A 21,266-nucleotide genomic window follows, 5' to 3' on the forward strand; every position below is an offset into this window, starting at 1 on the left:
TCAGCCGATCCGCTCGGCCAGCGCCTCGGCGATCCGGGCGAGCGCGGCGTCGGACTGCACGAGGCCGAGATGGTCGGCGTCGACGTCGACCCGGTCGATGCGGCCCGAGACGTACGGCCGCCACGACTCGTGGTCCCGGCGCGCGAGCTTCTCGCCCGGCACCCGGGTCGCCGCCACCACCAGCACGTCGCCGTCGTGACGGGGCGGGGTGTGCCCGCGCATCAGCCGGGCGTTGTTCATGAACACGGCGAGCACCGCGGCCAGTTCGGATTCGTCGAGCCGGCCCATCGGGTCACCGGTGGCCTGGAGGAACGACCGGTAGCGGGCCACCGGGAAGGTGCCCGACGCCAGCTCGGCCTCCTCCGGCGCGGTGAGTTCGAAGCCCGCGTCGCGCAGGTTGTGCGCGAAGACGTCCGCCAGCGCCGGCTCCGGGCCGGAGCCGGCCTGCCGCGGATACGCGTCCAGGAACGCCAGCAGCTCCACCTGCTGTCCGCGCGCCCGCAGTTCGGCCGCCATGGCGAAGGCCACGTTGCCGCCCAGCGACCATCCCAGCAGCCGGTACGGCCCCTCGGGCTGGGTCCGCCGGATCAGGTCGACGTACTCGGCCGCCATCTCCTCCAGCGTCGCGGGCAGGCCCCCGTCCCCGTCCAGGCCCGCGGCCTGCACGCCGTACACGGGGACGTCCGCGGGCAGGTGACGCACCAGACCGGCGTAGCACCAGCTCATCCCCGAGCCGGGGTGGACGCAGAACACGGGCCGGGCCGGGCCGCCCGCGCGCAGGGGCAGCAGCCGTTCCATCGGTTCGCGGTCGCCGCGTGAGGCCAGCCGCGCCGCGAGCTCGGCGGCGGACGGGGCCGCGAACAGGTCCCGCACGGCCACCTCGACCCCCAGCTCGGCGCGGACCCGCTCGGCCAGCCGGACCGCGAGCAGCGAGTGGCCGCCCAGATCGAAGAAGCCGTCGTCGGGCCCCACCAGGTCCAGTCGCAGCACCTCGGCGAAGAGCCGGCACAGCACCTCCTCGCGCGGGCTGCGCGGGGCGCGGCCGCCCCCGGCACGGAACTCCGGCGCGGGCAGCGCCCGGTGGTCCAGCTTGCCGTTGGCGGTCAGCGGCAGCCGGTCGAGGACCACGAACGCCGCGGGCACCAGATACTCCGGCAGCACCTCGCGGATCTGCCCGCGCAGTGCCGCGCCGTCCACGACCGCGCCGTCCTCCGGCACCACGTACCCGACCAGCCGCCGCTCGCCCGGGGTGTCCTCACGGACCAGTACGGCGGCCTGCCGCACCCCGGGCCGGCGCGCCACGACCGCCTCGATCTCGGCCGGCTCCACGCGCATGCCGCGCAGCTTGACCTGGGTGTCGGTGCGGCCCAGGTACTCCAGCTGCCCGTCCGCCCGCCAGCGCACCAGGTCACCGGTGCGGTACATCCGCCCACCCGGCGCCCCGTGGGGCGCGGGCACGAACCGGGAGGCCGTCAGGCCCGGGCGGCCCAGATAGCCGCGGGCGAGCCCGGGGCCCTGGACGTACAGTTCACCCGGCACTCCGGGCGCGACCGGCTGCAGGGCGGCGTCCAGCACGTAGACGGCGGTGTCGGCGATCGGGCCGCCGATCGGCGGGGTGAGGGAGCCGGTCAGCGGGCGGCTCATCGTGGCGCACACGGTCGCCTCGGTCGGGCCGTAGGAGTTGAGCATCAGCCGCCCCGGGGACCAGCGTGCGACCAGCTCCGGCGGGCAGCTCTCGGCGGCGACGACCAGCGTCATGCCGTCCGGCAGCGCCCCCTCGGGGATCAGCTGGAGCACACCGGGCGTGATCGCGGCGTGCGTGACCGACTCCCGCACCGCCAGCTCGGCCAGCTCCCGCCCGGGGGTGAGTTCCGGCGGGGCGACGACGAGGGTGGCCCCCGTCAGCAGACCCATCGTCAGTTCCCAGAAGGCGCCGTCGAAGCCGGGGGAGAGGTGGTGCAGCACCCGGCTGCCGGGCCCCACCCCGCACTGCTCGGTGAAGATGTCCACCAGAGCCGGCAGGCCCGCGTGGGTCACGGTCACGCCCTTGGGGCGGCCCGTGGTGCCCGAGGTGTAGATGACGTACGCGGGGTGCGCCGGCCGCAGCGGCGCGAGCCGGTCGGCGTCGGTCAGGTCGGCCGAGCCGGCCCGCTCCAGCTCCGCGAGCACCTCGGGCGCGTCCACGACGACGGCCGGTACGTCCGTCGCCGGGAGGTTCGCCCCGGCCCCCCGGGTGGTGACCAGCGCCACCGGTGCGGCGTCCGCCAGCGTGCCGGTGATCCGTTCGCCCGGGTGCCCCGGGTCCAGGGGCAGGTAGCCGGCGCCCGCCTTGGCCACCGCGAGGACCGCGACGGCCAGGTCCGCCGAGCGGGGCAGCGCCAGCGCCACCAGCCGCTCGGGCCCGGCACCGCGCGCCACGAGCAGCCGGGCCAGCCGGTTGGCGCGGGCGTTCAGCTCGGCGTAGCTCAGCGCGACGCCGTCGAGCACCAGCGCCTCGGCGCCGGGCCGCGCACGCACCTGCTCCTCGAAGCGCTCCGGCAGGGTGGCCGGGGCGAGACCCCTGGCGGTGGCGTTCCACTCGTGCAGCACCCGCCGCCGCTCCTCGGCGCCGAGCACGTCCAGCCGGCTCAGCGCCGTGCCGGGCCGGGCCGCCGCGTCGGCCAGCAGGCGCGTGAAGCGGTCGGCCAGCGCCTGCGCCGTCGACCGGTCGAACAGGTCCGTGCTGTAGTCCAGTACGCCCGCCATCCCGGCGGGCGTGTTGTCCTCGGCCCGTCGCTCCACCACCGAGAAGCCGAGATCGACCTTGGCCGCGGTCGCCGTGCCGCCGAGCCCGGACACCACCAGGCCGCCCGGCAGCGGCGGCAGCCCGGCCGTGTCGACCGCGCGCGGGCCGGCGTTCTGCAGGGCCAGCACCACCTGGAACAGGGGGTGGTGGGCCAGCGAGCGGGCCGGGTTGAGGACCTCCACCAGGCGCTCGAAGGGGAGGTCCTGGTGGGAGTAGGCGGCGAGGTCGGTGGCGCGGACCCGGCTCAGCAGCTCCCGGAAGCTGGGGTCGCCGCCGGTGTCGGTGCGCAGGACCAGGGTGTTGACGAAGAAGCCGACGAGCTGGTCGGTGGCGTCGTCGGTGCGTCCGGCGACCGGGGTGCCGATGGGAATGTCCTGGCCGGCGCCGACCCGGGTGAGCAGGGCCGCCAGGGCCGCCTGCAGCACCATGTGCAGCGTGGTGTCGGTGGAACGCGCCAACTCGACCAGCCGCTGGTGCAGTTCGGCGCCGAGCGTGAACTCCACCCGGTCGCCCGCCTGGCCGGCGACCGCGGGCCGCGGCCGGTCGGTGGGCAGGTCGAGCCGCTCCGGCAGCCCGTCCAGGGCCTTGCGCCAGTAGGCCAGCTGCGCTCCCGCGACGCTGTCCGGGTCCGTGTCGTCGCCCAGCACCTCGCGCTGCCACAGCGCGTAGTCGGCGTACTGGACCGGCAGGGGCTGCCACTCGGGCGCCCGGTCCGCGGACCGGGCGGTGTAGGCGGTGGCCAGGTCGCGGGCCAGCGGGCCGCGCGACCAGGCGTCGCTGGCGATGTGGTGGATGAGCAGCAGCAGCACGTGATCGGTGTCGCCGACGCGCAGCAGCCGCGCCCGTACCGGGATCTCCGCCGCCAGGTCGAAGCGGTGCCGCGCGGCCCGGGCGAGGTCCGCCTCCCAGCCGTCCTCGGTCGTGTCGGCCGTCTCGAAGTCCGGCCGGGCCTCGGCGGGATCCAGCACGATCTGGTGCGCGCCCTGCTCGTCCTCGGCGAAGACGGTGCGCAGACTCTCGTGCCGGGCCACGACGTCCCGCAGGGCCAGCTCCAGCGCCCGCCGGTCCAGCGGCCCGGTCAGCCGCAGCACGGTCGGGATGTTGTACGTCGGGCTGGGCCCCTCCAACCGGTGCAGGAACCACAGGCGTTGCTGCGCGTACGACAGCGGGATCCGCTCCGGCCGCTCCCGCGCGGCGAGCGGAGTGCGGGCCCGGGCCGCACCGTCCAGGACGCCGGACAGGCCGGCGACCGTCGGCGTCTCGAAGAACTGCCGGATGGACAGCTCCACGCCGAGCGTGGAACGGATCCGGCTGACCAGGCGCGTGGCCAGCAGGGAGTGGCCGCCGAGGTCGAAGAAGCTGTCGTCGACGGTCACGTCGGACACCGAGAGGATCTCGGCGAACAGCGCGCACAGGATCTCCTCGCGCGCGGTGCGCGGAGCCCGCCCGCCGCCCGTCGAGGAGTACGTCGGCACGGGCAGCGCCTTGGCGTCCAGCTTGCCGTTCGTGGTCAGCGGCAGCGCGTCCAGCGTGACGAGCGCCGACGGCATCATGAAGTCGGGCAGCCGCCGGGCCAGCCCCGCCAGGGCGGCGGACTCGTCCCAGTGCCGGGGGTCGGTGACGACGTAGGCGACCAGTCGCTGGTCGCCGGGGGTGTCCTCGCGCAGCACCACCGCGGAGCGCACGACGCCGGGCTGGGCGGCCACCGCGGACTCGATCTCGCCCAGCTCGATCCGGTAGCCGCGCAGCTTCACCTGCTGGTCCGCGCGCCCGACGAACACCAGCTCGCCGTCGCCGTTCCACCGGGCGACGTCGCCGGTGCGGTACATCCGGCTGCCCGCCGAACCGAAGGGGTCGGCGCAGAACCGCTCGGCCGTCAGGCGGCCGCGGTTCAGATAGCCGCGGGCCAGCTGGCCGCCCGACAGATAGACCTCGCCGGCCACCCCGGGCGCCACCGGCCGCAGCGCGGAGTCGAGCACGTAGACCCGCACCCCCGCGTGCGGCACGCCGATCGGCACCGGACCCTCGGGGACCTCCTCGCCCGGGCCGATCCAGCGTTCCAGGCAGTGGCCGGTGGCCTCGGTGGGACCGTAGACGTTCACCACGGTCGCCTCCGGCGCCTGGGCCCGCCACACCGCCAGGTGCTCACCCCGCAACTGTTCGCCGCCCAGCGTCAGCAGCCCCGACGGGGAGACCTCGCGGGGCATCGTCGACAGCAGCGCCAGGTGCGACGGCGTGGCCTTCAGGAACGTGGCCCGGCCGAAGTCCGCCTCCCGCACCGCCGCCTCCGCCAGCGTCGGCAGGTCCGCGAGCCGGACGCAGCCGCCACTGATCAGCGGCGTGTGCAGCGAACCGACGCTCTGGTCGAACGACGCCGACGCCTGCATCACCGACAGGCCCCGCACGTGCGGGCTCTGCGCGGCGCGCCCGTGCCGCACGAACGCCGACAGCGCCCGGTGCTCGGTGATCACGCCCTTGGGACGGCCGGTGGAGCCGGAGGTGTAGATGACGTACGCCGGATGGTGCGGCAGCAGCGGGGCACCGCGGTCGGCGTCCGTCAGATCGCGGCCCGGATGCCGGGCCAGGGTCCGGCTCAGCCGCGGATCGTCCATGACGAACGTCAGCGGCCACCCGCACTCCTCGCCCACGCGGGCGTCCATGTCGCTCGTGGTCAGCACCAGCGCGGGGGCCGAGTCCTCGATCATGTGCCGCATCCGCTCGGCCGGATACTCCGGGTCGACCGGCACGTACGCGCCGCCCGCTTTCAGCACCGCGAGCATGCCGACGACCAGGTCGGTGCGGCGCGGCACCACGATCGCCACGTACCGCTCCGGGCCGACGCCCAGCTCCACCAGACGCCGCGCCAGCCGGTTGGCCCGGGTATTGAGCTCGGCGTAGGTCAGCCGGCCGTCGGGCGCGATCAGCGCGGGCCGGTCGGGGGTCCGCGCGACCTGCTCCTCGAACAGGCCGGTGAACAGCTCGGCGGGGTGCGGGCCGTCGGAGCCGCTCCAGTCCCGCACGACCGTGCGGCGCACCTCGGGATCGAGCAGCGGCACGGCGCCCACCGGCGTCCGCGGGCTGTCCAGCACGGTACGCAGCGTCCGGCGGAACGTGCCGATGACCTGCTCGACACGGGCCGCGTCGAACACCTGCGGCAGATAGCCCAGCGAGAAACGCAGCGTCTCCCGGGGCAGCGCCAGCAGCCCCAGCGGATAGTGCATCTGGTCACGGGAGTGGATCTTCAGCACGGTCGGCAGGTCCGCGTCGGGGGCCGCCGCCGTGGGGCGGTTGCGGCTGGAGTCCAGCGGATAGTTCTCGAACACCATCGCCGTGTCGAAGAGTTCACCCGCGCCCGCCCAGCGCTGGATCTCCGCGAGCCCCACCCACTGGTGGTCGATCAGCCGGGTCTGCTCGGCCTGCATCCGCCGCAGGAACTCCGCCAGCGGCTCCGCCGGACGCAGCCGCACCCGCAGCGGCAGGGTGTTCATGAACAGGCCCACCATCGTGTCGACGCCGGGCAGTTCGGGCGGCCGGCCGCTGACCGTCACCCCGAACACCACGTCGTCCCGGCCCGTCAGATGGGACACCACCAGCCCCCACGCGCCCTGGATGACGGTGTTCACCGTCACCCCGTGCGACCGGGCGAACCGGGTCAGCGCCTCGCTGACCCGCGCGTCCTCCTCGAAGTGGATCCGCTCCGGCGCAGCGGTCAGCGCACCCCGGTCCGGCGCCACCACACTCGGCGTGTCGAACCCCTCGAACGCCTGCGTCCACGCCCGCCGGGCCCCCTCCCGGTCCCGCGAGTCCAGCCACGCCAGGTAGTCCCGGTACGGGCGCACCCGCGGCAGCGCCGAGGCGTCACCGCGCACGGTGTACAGCGTCATCAGCTCCCGCAGCAGCACCGGCATGGACCAGCCGTCCAGCAGGATGTGGTGGTTGGTCATCACCAGCCGGTGCCGGCCGCCCCCGAGGCGGATCAGGGTGAAGCGCATCAGCGGCGGCCGGGCCAGGTCGAAGCGCCGCCAGCGGTCCTCCTCCGCGATCCGCTCCGCCACCGCCTCCCGCTCGGCCTGCGGCACCCCGCTCAGGTCCTCCTCCCGCCAGGGCGGTGTCACCTCGCGGGGGATGAGCTGCACCGGACGCTTCAGGCCCTCGTGCCGGAACGCGGCGCGCAGGTTCGCGTGCCGCTTCAGCAGCGCCCCGACGGCCCCGCGCAGCCGGCCGGCGTCCACGTTCCCCGCCAGTTCCACGAAGACCTGGACGTTGTAGGCGTCCAGCTCCTCCCCGTCGAACAGGTTGTGGAACAGCATGCCCTCCTGCAGCGGGGACAGAGGCAGGATGTCTTCCAAGCCCGACTTGGCCATCAGACGGAACCCCATTCGCTTTCGAGTCGTGTGATGTCGTCCTCGCTGAGCGCGGCGAGGGAGACGTCCGACGGCGTCAGACCGCTGGCCTCCGGACGGCTCGCGTGCTCCACCAGCGCCCGCAGGGCCCGGAACCAGCCCTCCGCCAGCCGCCGGATCTCCTCTTCGCCCAGCACGGCCGACGCGTAGGTCCACACGCTGTGCAGCCGCGGCCCCTGCCCGGTGTCATGGGCGCCCGCCACCAGGTCGACCGGATGCGCCAGGGCGGTGCGCGGGTCCTGGCCCGCCACGCCGCGGCCCAGCACGCTCCACGCGGCGGGCTGTCCGGCCGTGCCGGCCGAGCGGCCGCCCGTGTACCGCCCCAGGTAGTTGAACCCGAAGGCGGGCACGGGCCGTTCGGCCAGCCGCTGTCCGGTGCGCGGGTTGAGGTAGCGCAGCAGCCCGTGGCCGACGCCGTCGCGCGGCACCGCGCGCAGCCCCTCCTTCACGCGCCGCAGGGCCCGCCCGGCCGCCGCACCGCCGTCCCGGACGTCCGCCCGGTCCGTGACCTCGTGGCGCAGCGTCACCGGGTACAGGGTGGTGAACCAGCCCGTGGTCCGGGTGAGGTCGGCGCCCGGGACGAGGTGCTCGTGGCGGCCGTGGTTCTCCAGGTCGACGACGACCGGCGCGTCACCGCCGTGGCCGCGATCGCGCCGCCAGTCGGCGACGGCCAGGCCGAACGCGGTGAGCAGCAGCTCCTCGACGTCGGCGTGGAAGACTCCCGGCACCCAGGTGAGCAGGGCCTCGGTGGTCCCGGCGTCCAGGTCCAGGACGACCTGCCCGGACCGGGCGTGCGTGTCGCGCGCCGGATCCAGCGTCGGCTCCGGCCCGCTCCCCTCGTACACGTCCGGCGAACCCGCCCAGTACTCCGCCTCGGCCTCCACCGCCGGGTCCTCGGCCAGCTCCCGCAGCGCCGCCGCCCACTGACGCCAGCTCGTGCCCCGCGGGCTCGGCTCCCGGCCCTCGTAGGCGGCGGCCAGGTCCGGCACGAGGAGCCGCCAGCTGACCGCGTCGACGGCCAGGTGGTGGGCGACCAGCACCAGCAGCCCGTACCGCTCGGGCCCCCGGTCCAGCCACACGGCCTGCAGCACCACACCCTCCGCCGGGCCGAGCCGGTCGCGGGCCGCGGCCGCCAGCTCGGTGAGCACACCGTGCGCGTCCGCGTCGTCCAGGTTCGGCGCGTGGTGCCGGACCAGCAGCGCGGCGGCGTCCGGCGTGCCCGGCTCGGCCAGGGACATCGCCCAGTCCGCGCCGACCCGCAGCCGCAGCGAGTCGTGCCGGTCCAGCACCACCCGCAGCGCGCCCACCAGCCGGTCCCGGTCCAGGTCCGCCGGCACCGCCACCACCACGGACTGGTTGAACGGCGCGAGGGGACCGCCCAGTTCGGCCAGCCAGCCCATGATCGGCGTCAGCGGCACCGACCCGCTCGTCTCCTGCTCCTGAGACGGCTGCCCGGGCCCGCTCTCCGGCTGGGCGGCCTCCAGCGCCTGAGCGAGCTGCGCGACCGTCTGGTGCTCGAAGACGTCCCGCACGCCCAGCACCAGACCCTGCCCGCGCGCCCGGCTCACCAACTGGATCGACAGCACACTGTCGCCGCCCAGGTCGAAGAAGCCGTCGTCGATGCCGACCGTCTCCAGCCCGAGCGTCTCCGCGAACAGGGCGCACAGCGCCTCCTCCCCGGGCGTGCGGGGCGCTCGGCGCGTGCTGTGCGCCGCGTAGTCCGGCGCCGGCAGCGCCTTGCGGTCGAGCTTGCCGTTCCCGGTCAGCGGCACCGCGTCCAGCCGCACGAACGCCGCGGGCACCATGTAGTCCGGCAACGACGCCAGCAGATGGTCGCGCAGCTCCGCGTCGCCGGGCACCGACCGCTGCCCGGCCACGAGGTACGCCACCAGACGCCGGTCGCCCGGCCGGTCCTCGCGGACCACCGCCACCGCCTCGGACACGGCCGGATGCCGGGCCAGCGCCGCCTCGACCTCCCCCAGCTCCACCCGGAAGCCGCGGATCTTCACCTGGTCGTCGACCCGGCTGATGAACTCCAGCTCCCCGCGCCGGTTCCAGCGCACCACGTCACCGGTCCGGTACATGCGCTCGCCCGGGCCCTCGAACGGATTCGCCACGAACCGCGACGCCGTCAGCCCCGGCCGGCTCAGATACCCGCGCGCCAGCTGCACCCCCGACACGTACAGCTCGCCCGGCACCCCCACGGGCACCGGCTGCAGGAACCGGTCGAGCACCAGCATCCGGGTGTTCGGGAACGGCCGCCCGATGGTCAGCACCCCGTCGGCGAGGTCCGCCGCGCCGGAGGCGTCCCACGTGGTGCAGCCGACGATCGTCTCCGTCGGGCCGTACTCGTTGAGCACCCGCGCCCCGGGATGCGCGTCCAGCAGCGCCCGCACCGCCCGTCCCGTCAACGACTCGCCGCCCAGCACCAGTTCGCCCCGCGGCACACACACCGGGGGCAGCCCGGTGATCAGCGGCAGATGGCTCGGCGTCGCCTTCAGGAACGTCATCTGCGGCAACTCCGCCGCCACCTCGCCCGCCAGGCCCCGCTCGTGCAGCGCCTCCAGGTCGGCCAGGTGGACGCGACCGCCGTTCAGCAGCGGCGCGAACAGACCGGTCACCGTCAGGTCGAACGACAGCGGCGAGTGCACCAGCGCCTCACCGCCCACGCCCGGATACAGCTCCGCCGACACCGCCAGATAGTTGACCGCCGGCTGGTGCTCGACCAGCACCCCCTTCGGGCGCCCGGTCGACCCCGAGGTGTAGATGACGTACGCCGCGTTCCACGGCGACAACGGCTGCGTACGGTCCTCGTCGGTGAGGTCGTGCTGCGGATACTCGGCCAGCCGCCCGGCCACGGCGGGGTCGTCCAGCACCAGCCGCGCCAGACTCCGCGGGAACAGCTCCTCGGGCACGGCCGCCGAGGTCAGCGCGCACACCGGGTCCGCGTCCTCCAGCATCACCGCCACCCGGTCCGCCGGATACCCCGGGTCGACGGGCAGATACGCGGCGCCGGTCTTGAGCACCGCCAGGACCGCCACCCCCATCTCCACCGACGGCGGCAGGGAGATCAGCACCACCTGCTCCGGGCCGGCCCCGCACTCGGCCAGCAGATGCGCCAGCCGGTTGGCCCGCGCGTTCAGCTCCGCGTACGTCACCGTCGTGCCGCCCGCCGACAGCGCCGCACGCCCGGGGGTCCGCGCCACCTGCTCCTCGAACAGCTCGGGCAGGGTCGCCTCCCGCTGCGGACGGGCGGTGTCGTTCCACTCGACCAGCAGCCGGTGCCGCTCGGCCGGGTCCAGCAGACCGATCCCGCCGATCGGCAGGTCCGGGTCCGCCGCCACCGAACCGAGCACGCCCAGCAGCCGCGTCACCATCGACTCGGCGGTCTCCCGGTCGAACAGCTCGGTGCGGTACTCCAGCGCGCCGCGCATCCCCGCCGCCGCACCGGAAGCGGACGCCGCCTCGCCCAGGGTGAGCGACAGGTCGAACTTCGCCACCTCGGTCCGGGCCGTCATCCGCGTCACCGCGAGCGCCGTCCCGTCCGCACCGGCCGCCTCGACCCCGCTCGCGCCCGGCGCCTCGGCCGCGCTGTTGAACGTGATCATCACCTGGTACAGCGGGTGGTGCCCCAGACTGCGCACCGGATTCAGCGCCTCCACCAGCCGCTCGAACGGCAGGTCCTGATGGGCGTACGCCGCCAGGTCCCGCTCCCGCACGCGCGCCAGCAGTTCCCGGAACGTCGGGTTGCCCCCGGTGTCCGCGCGCAGCACCAGCGTGTTGACGAAGAACCCGACGAGGTCCTCGGCCGCCGCGTCGTCACGCCCCGCCACCGCCGTGCCGATCGGGATGTCCTCGCCCGCCCCCAGCCGGGTCAGCAGCGCCGCGAACGCGGCCTGGGCCACCATGAACGTCGTCGTGTTCGTGGCCCGCGCCAGCTCACCGAGCCGCCGGTGCAGGGCGGCCGGAACGGTGAACTCGATCCGCTCGCCGCCGTAGCCCGCGGTCGCCGGACGCGGCCGGTCGGTGGGCAGCTCCAGCTGCTCGGGCAGCCCCGCCAGCGCCTCCCTCCAGTACGCGAGCTGCCGGCCCGCGACGCTCTCGGGGTCCGACTCCTCGCCCAGCACCTCGTGCTGCCACAGCGCGTAGTCCGCGTACTGGACCGGCAGCGGGTGCCAGTCCGGGCGCGCGCCGGTGCGGCGCGCCGCGTACGCCGTGGTCAGATCGCGCGCCAGTCGCGTCATCGACCAGCCGTCGCAGGCGATGTGATGGATGAGCAGCAACAGCACGTGCTCGTCCTGCGACAGCCGGAACAGCCGCGCCAGGAACGGGATCTGTGTCGTCAGGTCGAAGGCGTGCCGCGCCGCCGCGGCGACCTCGGCGTCGACGGTGTCCTCCGTCGCCTCGGACACCTCCAGGGCCCGGCGCACCTCCTCCGCCGGCCGCACGATCTGCCGCGCCCCCGCCTCGTCCTCGGCGAACACCGTCCGCAGGCTCTCGTGCCGCTCCAGCAGATCACCGACCGCCAGCTCCAGGGCCGCGACGTCCAGCGGCCCGGACAGCCGCAGCGCCGTGGGCACGTTGTACGTCGCCGACGGACCCTCGAACCGGTGCAGGAACCACAGCCGCTGCTGCGCGGGCGACAACGGCACCCGCTCCGGCCGGGGGCGTGCCGTCAGCGGCGCACGGGCCCGCCCCGCACCGTCCAGGGCGCCCGCGAGGCCGGCCACCGTCGGAGTCTCGAAGAACCGCCGCACCGACAGCTCCACGCCCAGCGTGGAGCGGATCCGGCTCACCAGCCGGCTCGCCAGCAGCGAATGACCGCCGAGGTCGAAGAAGCTGTCGTCGATGCCGATCCGCGCGGTGCCCAGCACGTCGCGGAACAGCCCGCACAGGATCTCCTCCCGCGGCGTGCGCGGCGCGCGTCCCGCCCGCTCGACCGCCTCGTCCGGCGCGGGCAGCGCCTTGCGGTCCAGTTTCCCGTTCGGGGTGAGCGGCAGCGCCCCGAGCGTCACGAACGCCGTCGGCACCATGAACTCCGGCAGCCCGCGCCGCAGCAGCTCGCGCACCTCGCCCACGTCGGGCACGGCGCCGTCCCCGACCAGGTACGCCACCAGCCGCTGATCGCCCGGCCGGTCCTCCCGCACCGACACCGCCGCCTCGGCGACCCCGGGGACGCGCGTCAACGCGGCCTCGATCTCCCCGAGTTCGATCCGGAAACCACGCAGTTTCACCTGCTGGTCGACCCGGCTCAGATAGCGCAGCGCCCCGTCCCGCTCCCGGCGCACCAGGTCACCCGTGCGGTACATGCGCGAGCCCGCGTCGCCGTACGGGTCGGCCGTGAACCGCTCCGAGGTCAGCCCGGGCCGCCGGTGATAGCCCTCGGCGAGCTGCGCGCCCGCCAGATACAGCTCCCCGGGCACGCCCACCGGCACCGGACGCAGCGCCCCGTCCAGCACATACGCCCGCGTGTTGGCCAGTGGCCTGCCGATGGTGACCCGGTCCCGCGCGGTCACCTCCGCGGCCGTGGCCCAGATCGTCACCTCGGTCGGACCGTACAGGTTCGTCACCGAACGGGCCTGATCCGCCAGCGACCGCGCGAGCTGCGCGGGCAGCGCCTCACCGCCCACCAGCACCCGCACCCCGGCGAGCTCGCCCGCCGCCTCGGCCGCGACGCCCTGCCAGAGGCTCGGCGTCGCCTGCACCAGGGTCGCCCCCGACCGCTCGACGGCACGCAGCAGCGCCCGCGGATCCCGTGCCGTGTCCTCGTCGGCCAGCACCAGCCGCGCCCCGTGCAGCAGCGGCAGGAAGATCTCCAGCCCCGCGATGTCGAAGCCGACCGTCGTCACCGCCAGCAGCCGGTCCGCGGCACCGGGCGCGAACCGCGCCCCCATGTCGGCCAGGAAGTGGTCCAGCGCGCCCCGGGGCACCACCACGCCCTTCGGCCGTCCTGTGGAACCCGAGGTGTAGATGGTGTACGCCGGATGCGCCGCCGACACCGGCCCGCGCAGCTCTCCGGCGCCCAGGACGTCACCCGAGTACGCCCCGAGCTCCGCCTCGCCGACCGGCTCCCGCAGGGTCAGCGCCGGCGCGGCGTCGTCCAGCATGTACGCCACCCGGTCCGGCGGATACCCCGGGTCGATCGGCAGATAGGCCGCCCCCGACTTCAGCACCGCCAGCAGCGTGACCACCAGGTCCAGCGAGCGCGGCAGCACCACCGCGACGAACCGTCCCGGAGCCGCGCCCCGCGAGACGAGGTACCGCGCCAGCCGGTTGGCCCGCGCGTCCAGTTCGGCGTACGACAACGCGTCGCCGCCGAACTGCACCGCCGGGGCGTCCGGGGTCCGGGCCGCCTGCCGCGCGAACAGCTCCGGCACCGACGCGGCCGGCACCTCCCGGGCCGTGCCGTTCCACTCGCCGAGCACCCGGCGCCGCTCGGCCGCGGTCATGATCTCCAACTGCCCGATCGACCGGTCCGGGTGGGACACGGCAGCACCCAGCAACCGCACCAGGCGCGCGGCGATCCCCTCGACGGTCTCCCGGTCGAAGATCGCCGTGCTGTACGTGACGCTGCCGCCCAGCCCGGCACAATCGCCGTCCTCGTCGAACCGCTCGGCCAGCGCGAACGACAGGTCGAACCGCGCCGACACGTGGTCCGCGGCCCGCACCCGCGCGCCCAGCCCGGCGAACGACGTGACCGCCTCCGCCCCCGCGGCATGGGTGTTGTGCAACGTCAGCATCACCTGGAACAGGGGGTGGTGAGCCAGGGAACGAGCCGGATTGAGCACTTCCACCAGGCGCTCGAACGGGAGGTCCTGCTGCGCGTAGGCGGTGAGGTCCGTGGCACGGACCCGCCCGAGCAGCTCACGGAAGGTGGGGTCGCCGCCGGTGTCGGTGCGCAGGACCAGGGTGTTGAGGAAGAAGCCGATCAGCTGGTCGGTGGCGTCGTCGGTGCGTCCGGCGACCGGGGTGCCCAGGGGAATGTCCTCCCCGGCGCCCAGCCGCGTCAGCAGGGCCGCCAGCGCCGCCTGCACCACCATGAAGACCGTCGTGTTCGTGTCCCGGGCCAGCCCGGCCAGCCGCTCGTGCACCTCCGCCGGCACCGCCAGCTCCACCCGGTCGCCCTGGTGGTCGGCGATGGCGGGGCGGGGGCGGTCGGTGGGCAGGTCGAGTTGGTCGGGGAGGCCGGCGAGGGTGTCCTTCCAGTGGGCGAGCTGTCGTCCGGCGAGGGTGTCGGGGTCGGTGTCGTCGCCGAGGAGGTCGTGCTGCCAGAGTGCGTAGTCGGCGTACTGGACGGGCAGGGGTGCCCAGTCGGGTGCGTGTCCTTGGAGGCGTGCGGTGTAGGCGGCGGTGAGGTCCTGGGCGAGCGGGCCGCGCGACCAGGCGTCACTGGCGATGTGATGGACGAGCAGCAGCAGCACGTGCTCCGTCTCGGACAGCCGGAACAGCGTCACCCGCACCGGGATGTCGGCGCCCAAATCGAAGGTCTCCGCCGAGGCCTGAGCCACCCGGCCGTCCACGTCCTCGTCACTGGCCTCCACCACACGGAAGGGCACCTCGGCGGAATCCAGCACGACCTGGTGAGAGCCCTGCTCGTCCTCGGCGAAGACCGTGCGCAGGCTTTCGTGCCGGGCGACGACGTCGTCGAGCGCGTGGCGGAGGGCTTCGGTGTCGAGGGTGCCGGTGAGGCGGAGGGTGGTGGGGATGTTGTAGGTGGCGCTGGGGCCCTCCAACTGGTGGAGGAACCACAGGCGTTGCTGGGCGAACGAGAGCGGGATCCGCTCCGGGCGGGGCCTCGCGGTGAGCCGCACGCGCGCTTCGCCGGCGCCGTCCAGCGCGCCGGAGAGACCCGCGATGGTGGGCGTCTCGAAGAGCTGTCGGATGGTGAGTTCGGTGGCGAGGGTGGAGCGGATGCGGCTGACGAGTCGGGTGGCGAGGAGGGAGTGGCCGCCGAGGTCGAAGAAGTTGTCGTCGATGGTGATGTCGGTGACGGAGAGCACTTCGGCGAAAAGGGTGCAGAGGATTTCCTCTTGGGGAGTGCGGGGGGCTCGGCCGGTTGCTGTCGTGGTGTAGGTGGGGGCGGGCAGGGCTGCCCGGTCCAGCTTTCCGTTGGGGGTGAGGGGGAGGGCGTCGAGGGCGACGATGGCGCTGGGGACCATGTAGTCGGGCAGGTGCTGTGCTAGGGCGGCCCGGACGGTGTTCTCGTCCCAGTCGTCGGTGACGACGTAGGCGATGAGGCGCTGGTCGGCGGGGGTGTCCTCGCGCAGGATGACAGCGGCCTGGGTGATGCCGGGTTGGGTGGTGAGGGCGGTTTCGATTTCTCCGGGTTCGATGCGGTGGCCGCGGAGTTTGATCTGGTGGTCGGCTCGGCCTGCGTAGATGAGGTGGCCGTCGGGGGTCCAGCGGGCGAGGTCGCCGGTGCGGTAGATGCGGCTGCCGGGGGTGCCGTAGGGGTTGGCGGTAAAGCGTTCGGCGGTCAGGGCGGGGCGGTGGTGGTAGCCGCGGGCGAGTTGGTGGCCGGCGAGGTAGAGCTCACCTGTCACTCCCGGGGCGACGGGCCTGAGTGCTGAGTCCAGGACGTAGACGGCCGTGTTGGCGAAGGGCCGGCCGATCGGCACCGGGCCGTCCTCGACCGTGTCGTCGAGGCGGTACTCGGTGATGTTGACGGTCGACTCGGTGGGCCCGTAGGCGTTGATGATCTGTACGTGGGGGTGTTGGGCCCGCCAGGCGGTCAGGTGGTCGGTGTGGAGGGCTTCGCCGCCCAGGATCAATGTGTGGGAGGGGGAGGAGGTCTTGGGCAGTCCGGCCAGGATGGGCAGGTGGCTGGGCGTGGCCTTGACCAGAGTGGGCTGGGTCTCCGCCTCTTCCAGGGTGGTGAGGTGGACGGTTCCGCCGTTGGTGAGCGGGGTCCACATGGCGGTGATGGTGAGGTCGAACGCCAGAGGCGAGTGCAGGACGGTGGAGCCCGTGGTGGCGGGGTAGGCGGTGCGGGCGCGGTGGAGGTAGGTGGCCAGGGCGTGATGGTCGATGACCACACCCTTGGGACGCCCGGTGGAGCCGGAGGTGTAGATCATGTAGGCGGCATGCCGGACCGACCAGGCCGTCCGCCGTTCATCATCGGTGACCTCGGCGTCCGACAGCCCCGCATACACCCCGTGCGGCACGGGTTCCGTGAAGGTCAGTACCGGTGCCGCATCCCCGAGGATGTAGGCGATGCGCTCCTCGGGATAATCCGGGTCGACAGGCAGGTAGGCCGCTCCCGTCTTCAGCACCGCCAGCAGCGTGACGACCGCGTCCAGTGATTTGGGCAGCACCACGGCGACGAACTGCTCCGCCCGCACGCCCTGGCCGATCAGATGCCGGGCCAGCCGGTTGGCCCGGCCGTTCAGCTCGCGGTACGTCAGGCTCTGCCCGTCGCTGACCAGCGCCACCGCATCCGGTGTCCGCGCCGCCTGCTGGGTGATCAGCTCGTGCAGCGGAACATCCGGCAGGTCTGTCGACTGGCCGTTCCACTCCACCAGCACCCGTTCCCGCACAGCGGGTTCCAGCGTGTCGAGGCGGCCGACGGGCAGGTCACCGTCGGAGACGAGCGCCTCCAGCACCCGCAGCATGCGGTTGCCGAAGTCGTCGGCGTGCGTGGCGTCGAAGAGGTCGGGGCGGTAGTCGACCCGGAAGGAGAGGTCCGTGCCGCGCATCGTGGCGACGACGTTGACGGCGAAGTGCGTGCCGCCCTTGATGTCGGCGGAGGCGACGCGGAGCCGGGTGCCGTCGGCCGGGGCGTCGAGGGAGCCCTCCTCGACCGGGTAGTTCTGGAACACCATGGCGGTGTCGAAGAGTTGGGGGTGTCCGGCCCAGGTCTGGATGTCGGCGAGGCCGGGCCATTGGTGGTCCAGGAGCGCGGTCTGTTCGTGCTGGAGGCGGCGGAGGAGACCGGTGAGGGTTTCGGCGGGGTCCAGGCGCAGGCGGACGGGGAGGGTGTTGATGAACAGGCCGACCATGTGCTCGACACCGGTGAGCTCGGGCGGGCGGCCGGAGACGGTGGCGCCGAAGACGACGTCGTCGCGGCCGGTGGCCTGAGCCAGGGCGAGAGCCCAGGCTCCCTGGACGACGGTGTTCATGGTCACGCCACGCGACCTCGCCCACGCCGCCAGCGACTCGCTGAGAGCAGTGCCCGCATTGAAAAGGACGTGCTCGGGCGCGGCGGACGGCGCCTCGCTGCCGGGTGCGAGCAGGCAGGCCTCCTCCAGGCCGGACAGGGAGTGCGCCCAGGCCTCCCGCGCGGCGTCCCGGTCGCGGCCGCCCAGCCAGGCCAGGTAGTCCCGGTAGGGACGCACGCGGGGCAGGACGGCGGCGTCACCCCGCGAGTCGTAGAGCGCCATGAGCTCCTTGAGCAGGACCGGCAGGGACCAGCCGTCGAGCAGGATGTGATGGTTCGTCATCACCAGTCGGACGTGATCGGGCGACAGGCGCAGCGCGGTGAAGCGCAGCAGCGGCGGGCGGCCCAGGTCGAAGCGGCGGTCGCGGTCCTCGGCGGCCAGCCGGGCCGCCTCATGCCGCCGCTCGTCCGCCGGCAGGGCGGAGAGATCGTGTTCCTGCCATGGCAGTTCCACCTCGCGCAGCACGAGCTGCGCCCACGCCCCGTTCTTGCGCTGCCGGAAGCCGGCCCGGAGGTTCGGGTGGCGTTGCAGCAGGGACCCGGCGGCGAGGCGCATCCGGGCGTCGTCGTAGGGCCCGTGCAGGTCGAAGGCGACCTGGCTGACGTACGGATCGAGACCGCTCTCGTGGAGCAGGCTCAGGAAGACGAAGCCCTCCTGGAGCGGGGACAGCGGAAGAATGTCCTCGATCTTGCTGCGCGAACGCGACGACTGCTGGCTCACTGCTCACTCTCCCACTCGGACTCAAGGTCGGCCTCGAACTCCTCGATCTCGGACTGACTGAGGGAGGCGAGGGTCACATCGGACGGGGTCAGGCCGCCCGCGTCGGGTCGGTCGGCGAGATCGACGAGGGCTTGCAGAGCCGCGGACCACTGCTCGGCCAGCTGCCGGGCGTCCTCGTCACCGACCACACGGCTCGCGTAGGTCCAGTCGGCACGCAGCCGGGGCCCGTCCTCCCCGTCCACCGCCACCGCGCTGACCTCCACCACGTGCGCCATGGGCGCCGCGGGCCGGAAGGCGGCGACTCCGCCGCCCACCACGCTCCACCGCTCGGCCGCTCCGGACGGCGCCGCCGTGCGGCGGCCCAGGTAGTTGAAGCCGAACTCCGGCTCGGGCAGCGCGGCGAGCACGGGGCGGGTGCGCGGGTTGAGATGGCGCAGCAGGCCGTAGCCGAGGCCGTGGCCGGGCACGGTGCGCAGCTGCTCCTTGACCTGCTTCAGCACGTCACCCAGGGCGTCGGCGTCCTGGTGCAGCGTGCTCCAGTCCGCGACCTCCGGTGCGAGCCGCACCGGATACAGGGCGGTGAACCAGCCGGCGGTGCGGCTCAGTTCGCTGCCGGGTACGGCGTCCTCGTGGCGGCCGTGGCTCTCCAGGTCGACGACGACCGGGGCGTCCGGGTCGTCGCCGCGGCCGCGCCGCCACTCGGCGACCGCCACCGCGAACGCACTCAGCAGCACGTCCTCGACGCCCGCGTTGACCGTGCCGGGCACCCGCGTGAGCAGAGCCCGTGTCACCTCGGGCGGCAGAGTGAGGCTGATCCGCCCCGACGTGCCGTGCAGATCGCGCTCCCGGTCCACGCGCAGCAATCGGTCCGGGACCACGGCCAAGGTGTCCTGCCAGTACGGCAGTTCGGCCTCGGTCTCCTGCTCGGTGGCGAGCCGGTGCAGCGCGGTGGCCCACTGCCGCCAGGGGGTGCCGACCGGGGCCAGGGCGTCGCCCTGATATGCGGCGGCCAGGTCCGGAACCAGGATGCGCCAGCTGACGGCGTCGACCACCAGGTGGTGCGCCACGAGGATCAGCAGCCCGTCCCGGCCCTCCCCGCGGTCGAGCCAGACGGCCTGCAGCATCCGCCCGGCGGCGGGTGCGAGGCGGTCCCGGGCGGCCTCCGCCAGTTCGACGACCAGCGCCTCCACGTCGTCGGAGCCGACATCACCGTCGACCGCGACCCGGACGAGGATCTCCGCGCCCGGCCCGGTCGCGGGCGGGCACACCTCCATGGTCCCGTCGGGACCGGTGCGCAGGCGCAGGGCGTCATGCCGTTCCAGCACCCGCCGCAGAGCGGTCTCCAGCCGCTCCCCGTCCAGGCTCGGTGGCACCGAGACCACCACGGACTGGTTGAAGTCGTCCCCGCCCAGACCCAGTTCCGTGACCCGCGCCATGACGGGCGTGGCCGGGACGGGCCCGTACGGGTCGACCTGCGGCAGCCGTGCCGCCTCGGCCGGCTCGGCACCGCGCAGGTCCAGCGCCTCGGCGAGCCGGGCCGCCGACTGGTGCTCGAAGACGTCCCGCACCGCCAGCGTCAGTCCCGCCGCGCGGGCCCTGCTGACGAACTGGATGGACAGGATGCTGTCGCCGCCCAGGTCGAAGAAGCCGTCGTCCGCGCCCACCGCGGACAGGCCCAGGACCTCCGCGAACAGCGTGCACAGCAGTTCCTCCACCGGGGTACGGGCGGCCCGCCCGGTGGACCCGGAGCCGTAGTCGGGAGCGGGCAGGGCCCTGCGGTCCAGCTTGCCGTTGGCGGTCAGCGGCAGCGCGTCGAGGACGACGACCGCCGACGGCACCATGTAGTCGGGCAGGGACCCGCGGGCGAACGCCCGCAGACCCGTCGGGTCCACCTCCGCGGCGCGGCCGTCCGCCGGCACCACGTACGCGACCAGACGGCGGTCACCGGGCCGGTCCTCACGGACGACGGCGGCGACCTGTGCCAGCTCCTCCCGGCCCGCCAGGGCCGTCTCGACCTCGCCGAGCTCCACCCGGAACCCGCGGATCTTGACCTGGTCGTCGGCGCGCGCCAGGTACTCCAGCTCGCCCGCGGGGTTGTAGCGCACGAGGTCACCGGTGCGGTACATGCGCGCGCCGGCACCGCCGTACGGATCGGCGACGAACCGCTCGCAGGTCAGCTCCGGCCGGTGCAGATACCCGCGTGCCAGGCCGCTGCCCGAGATGAACAGCTCGCCCGCCACACCGGCCGGTACCGGCTGGAGGTACCGGTCGAGCACGTAGGCACGGGTGTTGCCCGTCGGCCGGCCGATCGGCAGCGTCGCCCCGGCCGAGTACGGGGCCCGCACCTCGTGCTGGGTCACGCACAGCGTCGTCTCGGTCGGACCGTACAGATGACGCAGCACCAGGCCGGGCGCGTGTTCCAGGACACGGGCGACCGCCGTCGGCGACACCACGTCACCACCGGTCAGCACCTCCCGCACCCCGGCGAAGCACTCGGGTGCCTCCTCCGCGACGACCCGGAAGAAACCGGCGGTCAGGTGGATCGCCGTGATGTCGTGCCGCGCGATCAGCTCCGCGATCGAGGCGGCGTCCAGCTGCCGCGGCGGCGCGACCACCACCGTGCCGCCGGACAGCAGCGGCACCCACATCTCGTAGCAGGAGACGTCGAAGGCGTGCGGGGCGTGCAGCAGCACCCGCTCGTGCGTGCCGGGCCGCCAGCAGTGGTCGCGGACCAGGTCCACCACCCCGCGCTGGGTCACGGCCACGCCCTTGGGCCGGCCGGTCGAGCCGGACGTGTACATCACGTAGGCGAGATCGTCCGGCCGCAGGCCCGTGGACGGCGCGTCGCCGGGGTACGCGCCGGACGGGGCGCCGTGCTCGTCCACGACGACGACCCGGGCGCCGAGTTCACCGGCGCGCTCCTCCTCCACACGGTCGGCCAGCACCAGGGTGGCCGCCGTGTCCTGCACCACGTACCGCATCCGCTCGACGGGATACGTGTCGTGCAGCGGGACGTACACGCCGCCCGCCTTGCCGATGGCGAGCGTGGCCACGACGTGCGTCACGGACCGCTCCATCAGCATGACCACCGGGGTCCCCGGCCGCACGCCCTCCCGGCGCAGCAGCCGCGCCAGCCGGTCGGCCCGCGCGTCGAGTTCGCGGTACGACACCGTCGCCGCCGCCGACACCACCGCCGGGGCG

3 protein-coding genes (1 of these 3 cut by a window edge) are annotated in these 21,266 nt (G+C 74.1%); all 3 read right to left on the reverse strand.

Going from position 1 to position 21,266, the window contains the following annotated elements:
* Tightly spaced (each overlapping or abutting the next), the 3 genes in view from ACIGAQ_RS02310 to ACIGAQ_RS02320 form a layout consistent with a single transcriptional unit that may run on beyond the window.
* A complete protein-coding gene (locus tag ACIGAQ_RS02310; RefSeq protein WP_399778549.1) occupies positions 1-7,149 on the reverse strand; it encodes an amino acid adenylation domain-containing protein in 7,149 nt (2,382 codons plus the stop codon).
* Positions 7,149-18,065, reverse strand: a complete 10,917-nt coding sequence (locus ACIGAQ_RS02315) for an amino acid adenylation domain-containing protein (protein WP_399778551.1) — start codon at positions 18,063-18,065, stop codon at positions 7,149-7,151. Before ACIGAQ_RS02315 ends, ACIGAQ_RS02310 begins: the two co-directional genes overlap by 1 nt.
* Positions 18,062-21,266 carry the 3' end of a non-ribosomal peptide synthase/polyketide synthase gene (locus tag ACIGAQ_RS02320; protein ID WP_399778553.1) on the reverse strand. Its footprint extends 18,605 nt past the window's final position, so the window shows 3,205 of its 21,810 coding nt (coding positions 18,606-21,810); its start codon lies off the right edge, out of view — the gene reads right to left on this strand; its stop codon occupies positions 18,062-18,064. The genes ACIGAQ_RS02315 and ACIGAQ_RS02320 overlap by 4 nt, the downstream gene beginning before the upstream one ends.

The organism is Streptomyces sp. NPDC085932 (assembly GCF_044540525.1).
GTDB classification, from domain to species: Bacteria; Actinomycetota; Actinomycetes; order Streptomycetales; family Streptomycetaceae; genus Streptomyces; species Streptomyces levis.

Coding starts and splice junctions, on each gene's coding strand:
- ACIGAQ_RS02310 (WP_399778549.1), bottom strand. CDS start 7,149: ATGGCCAAGTCGGGCTTGGAAGACATCCTGCCTCTGTCCCCGCTGCAG.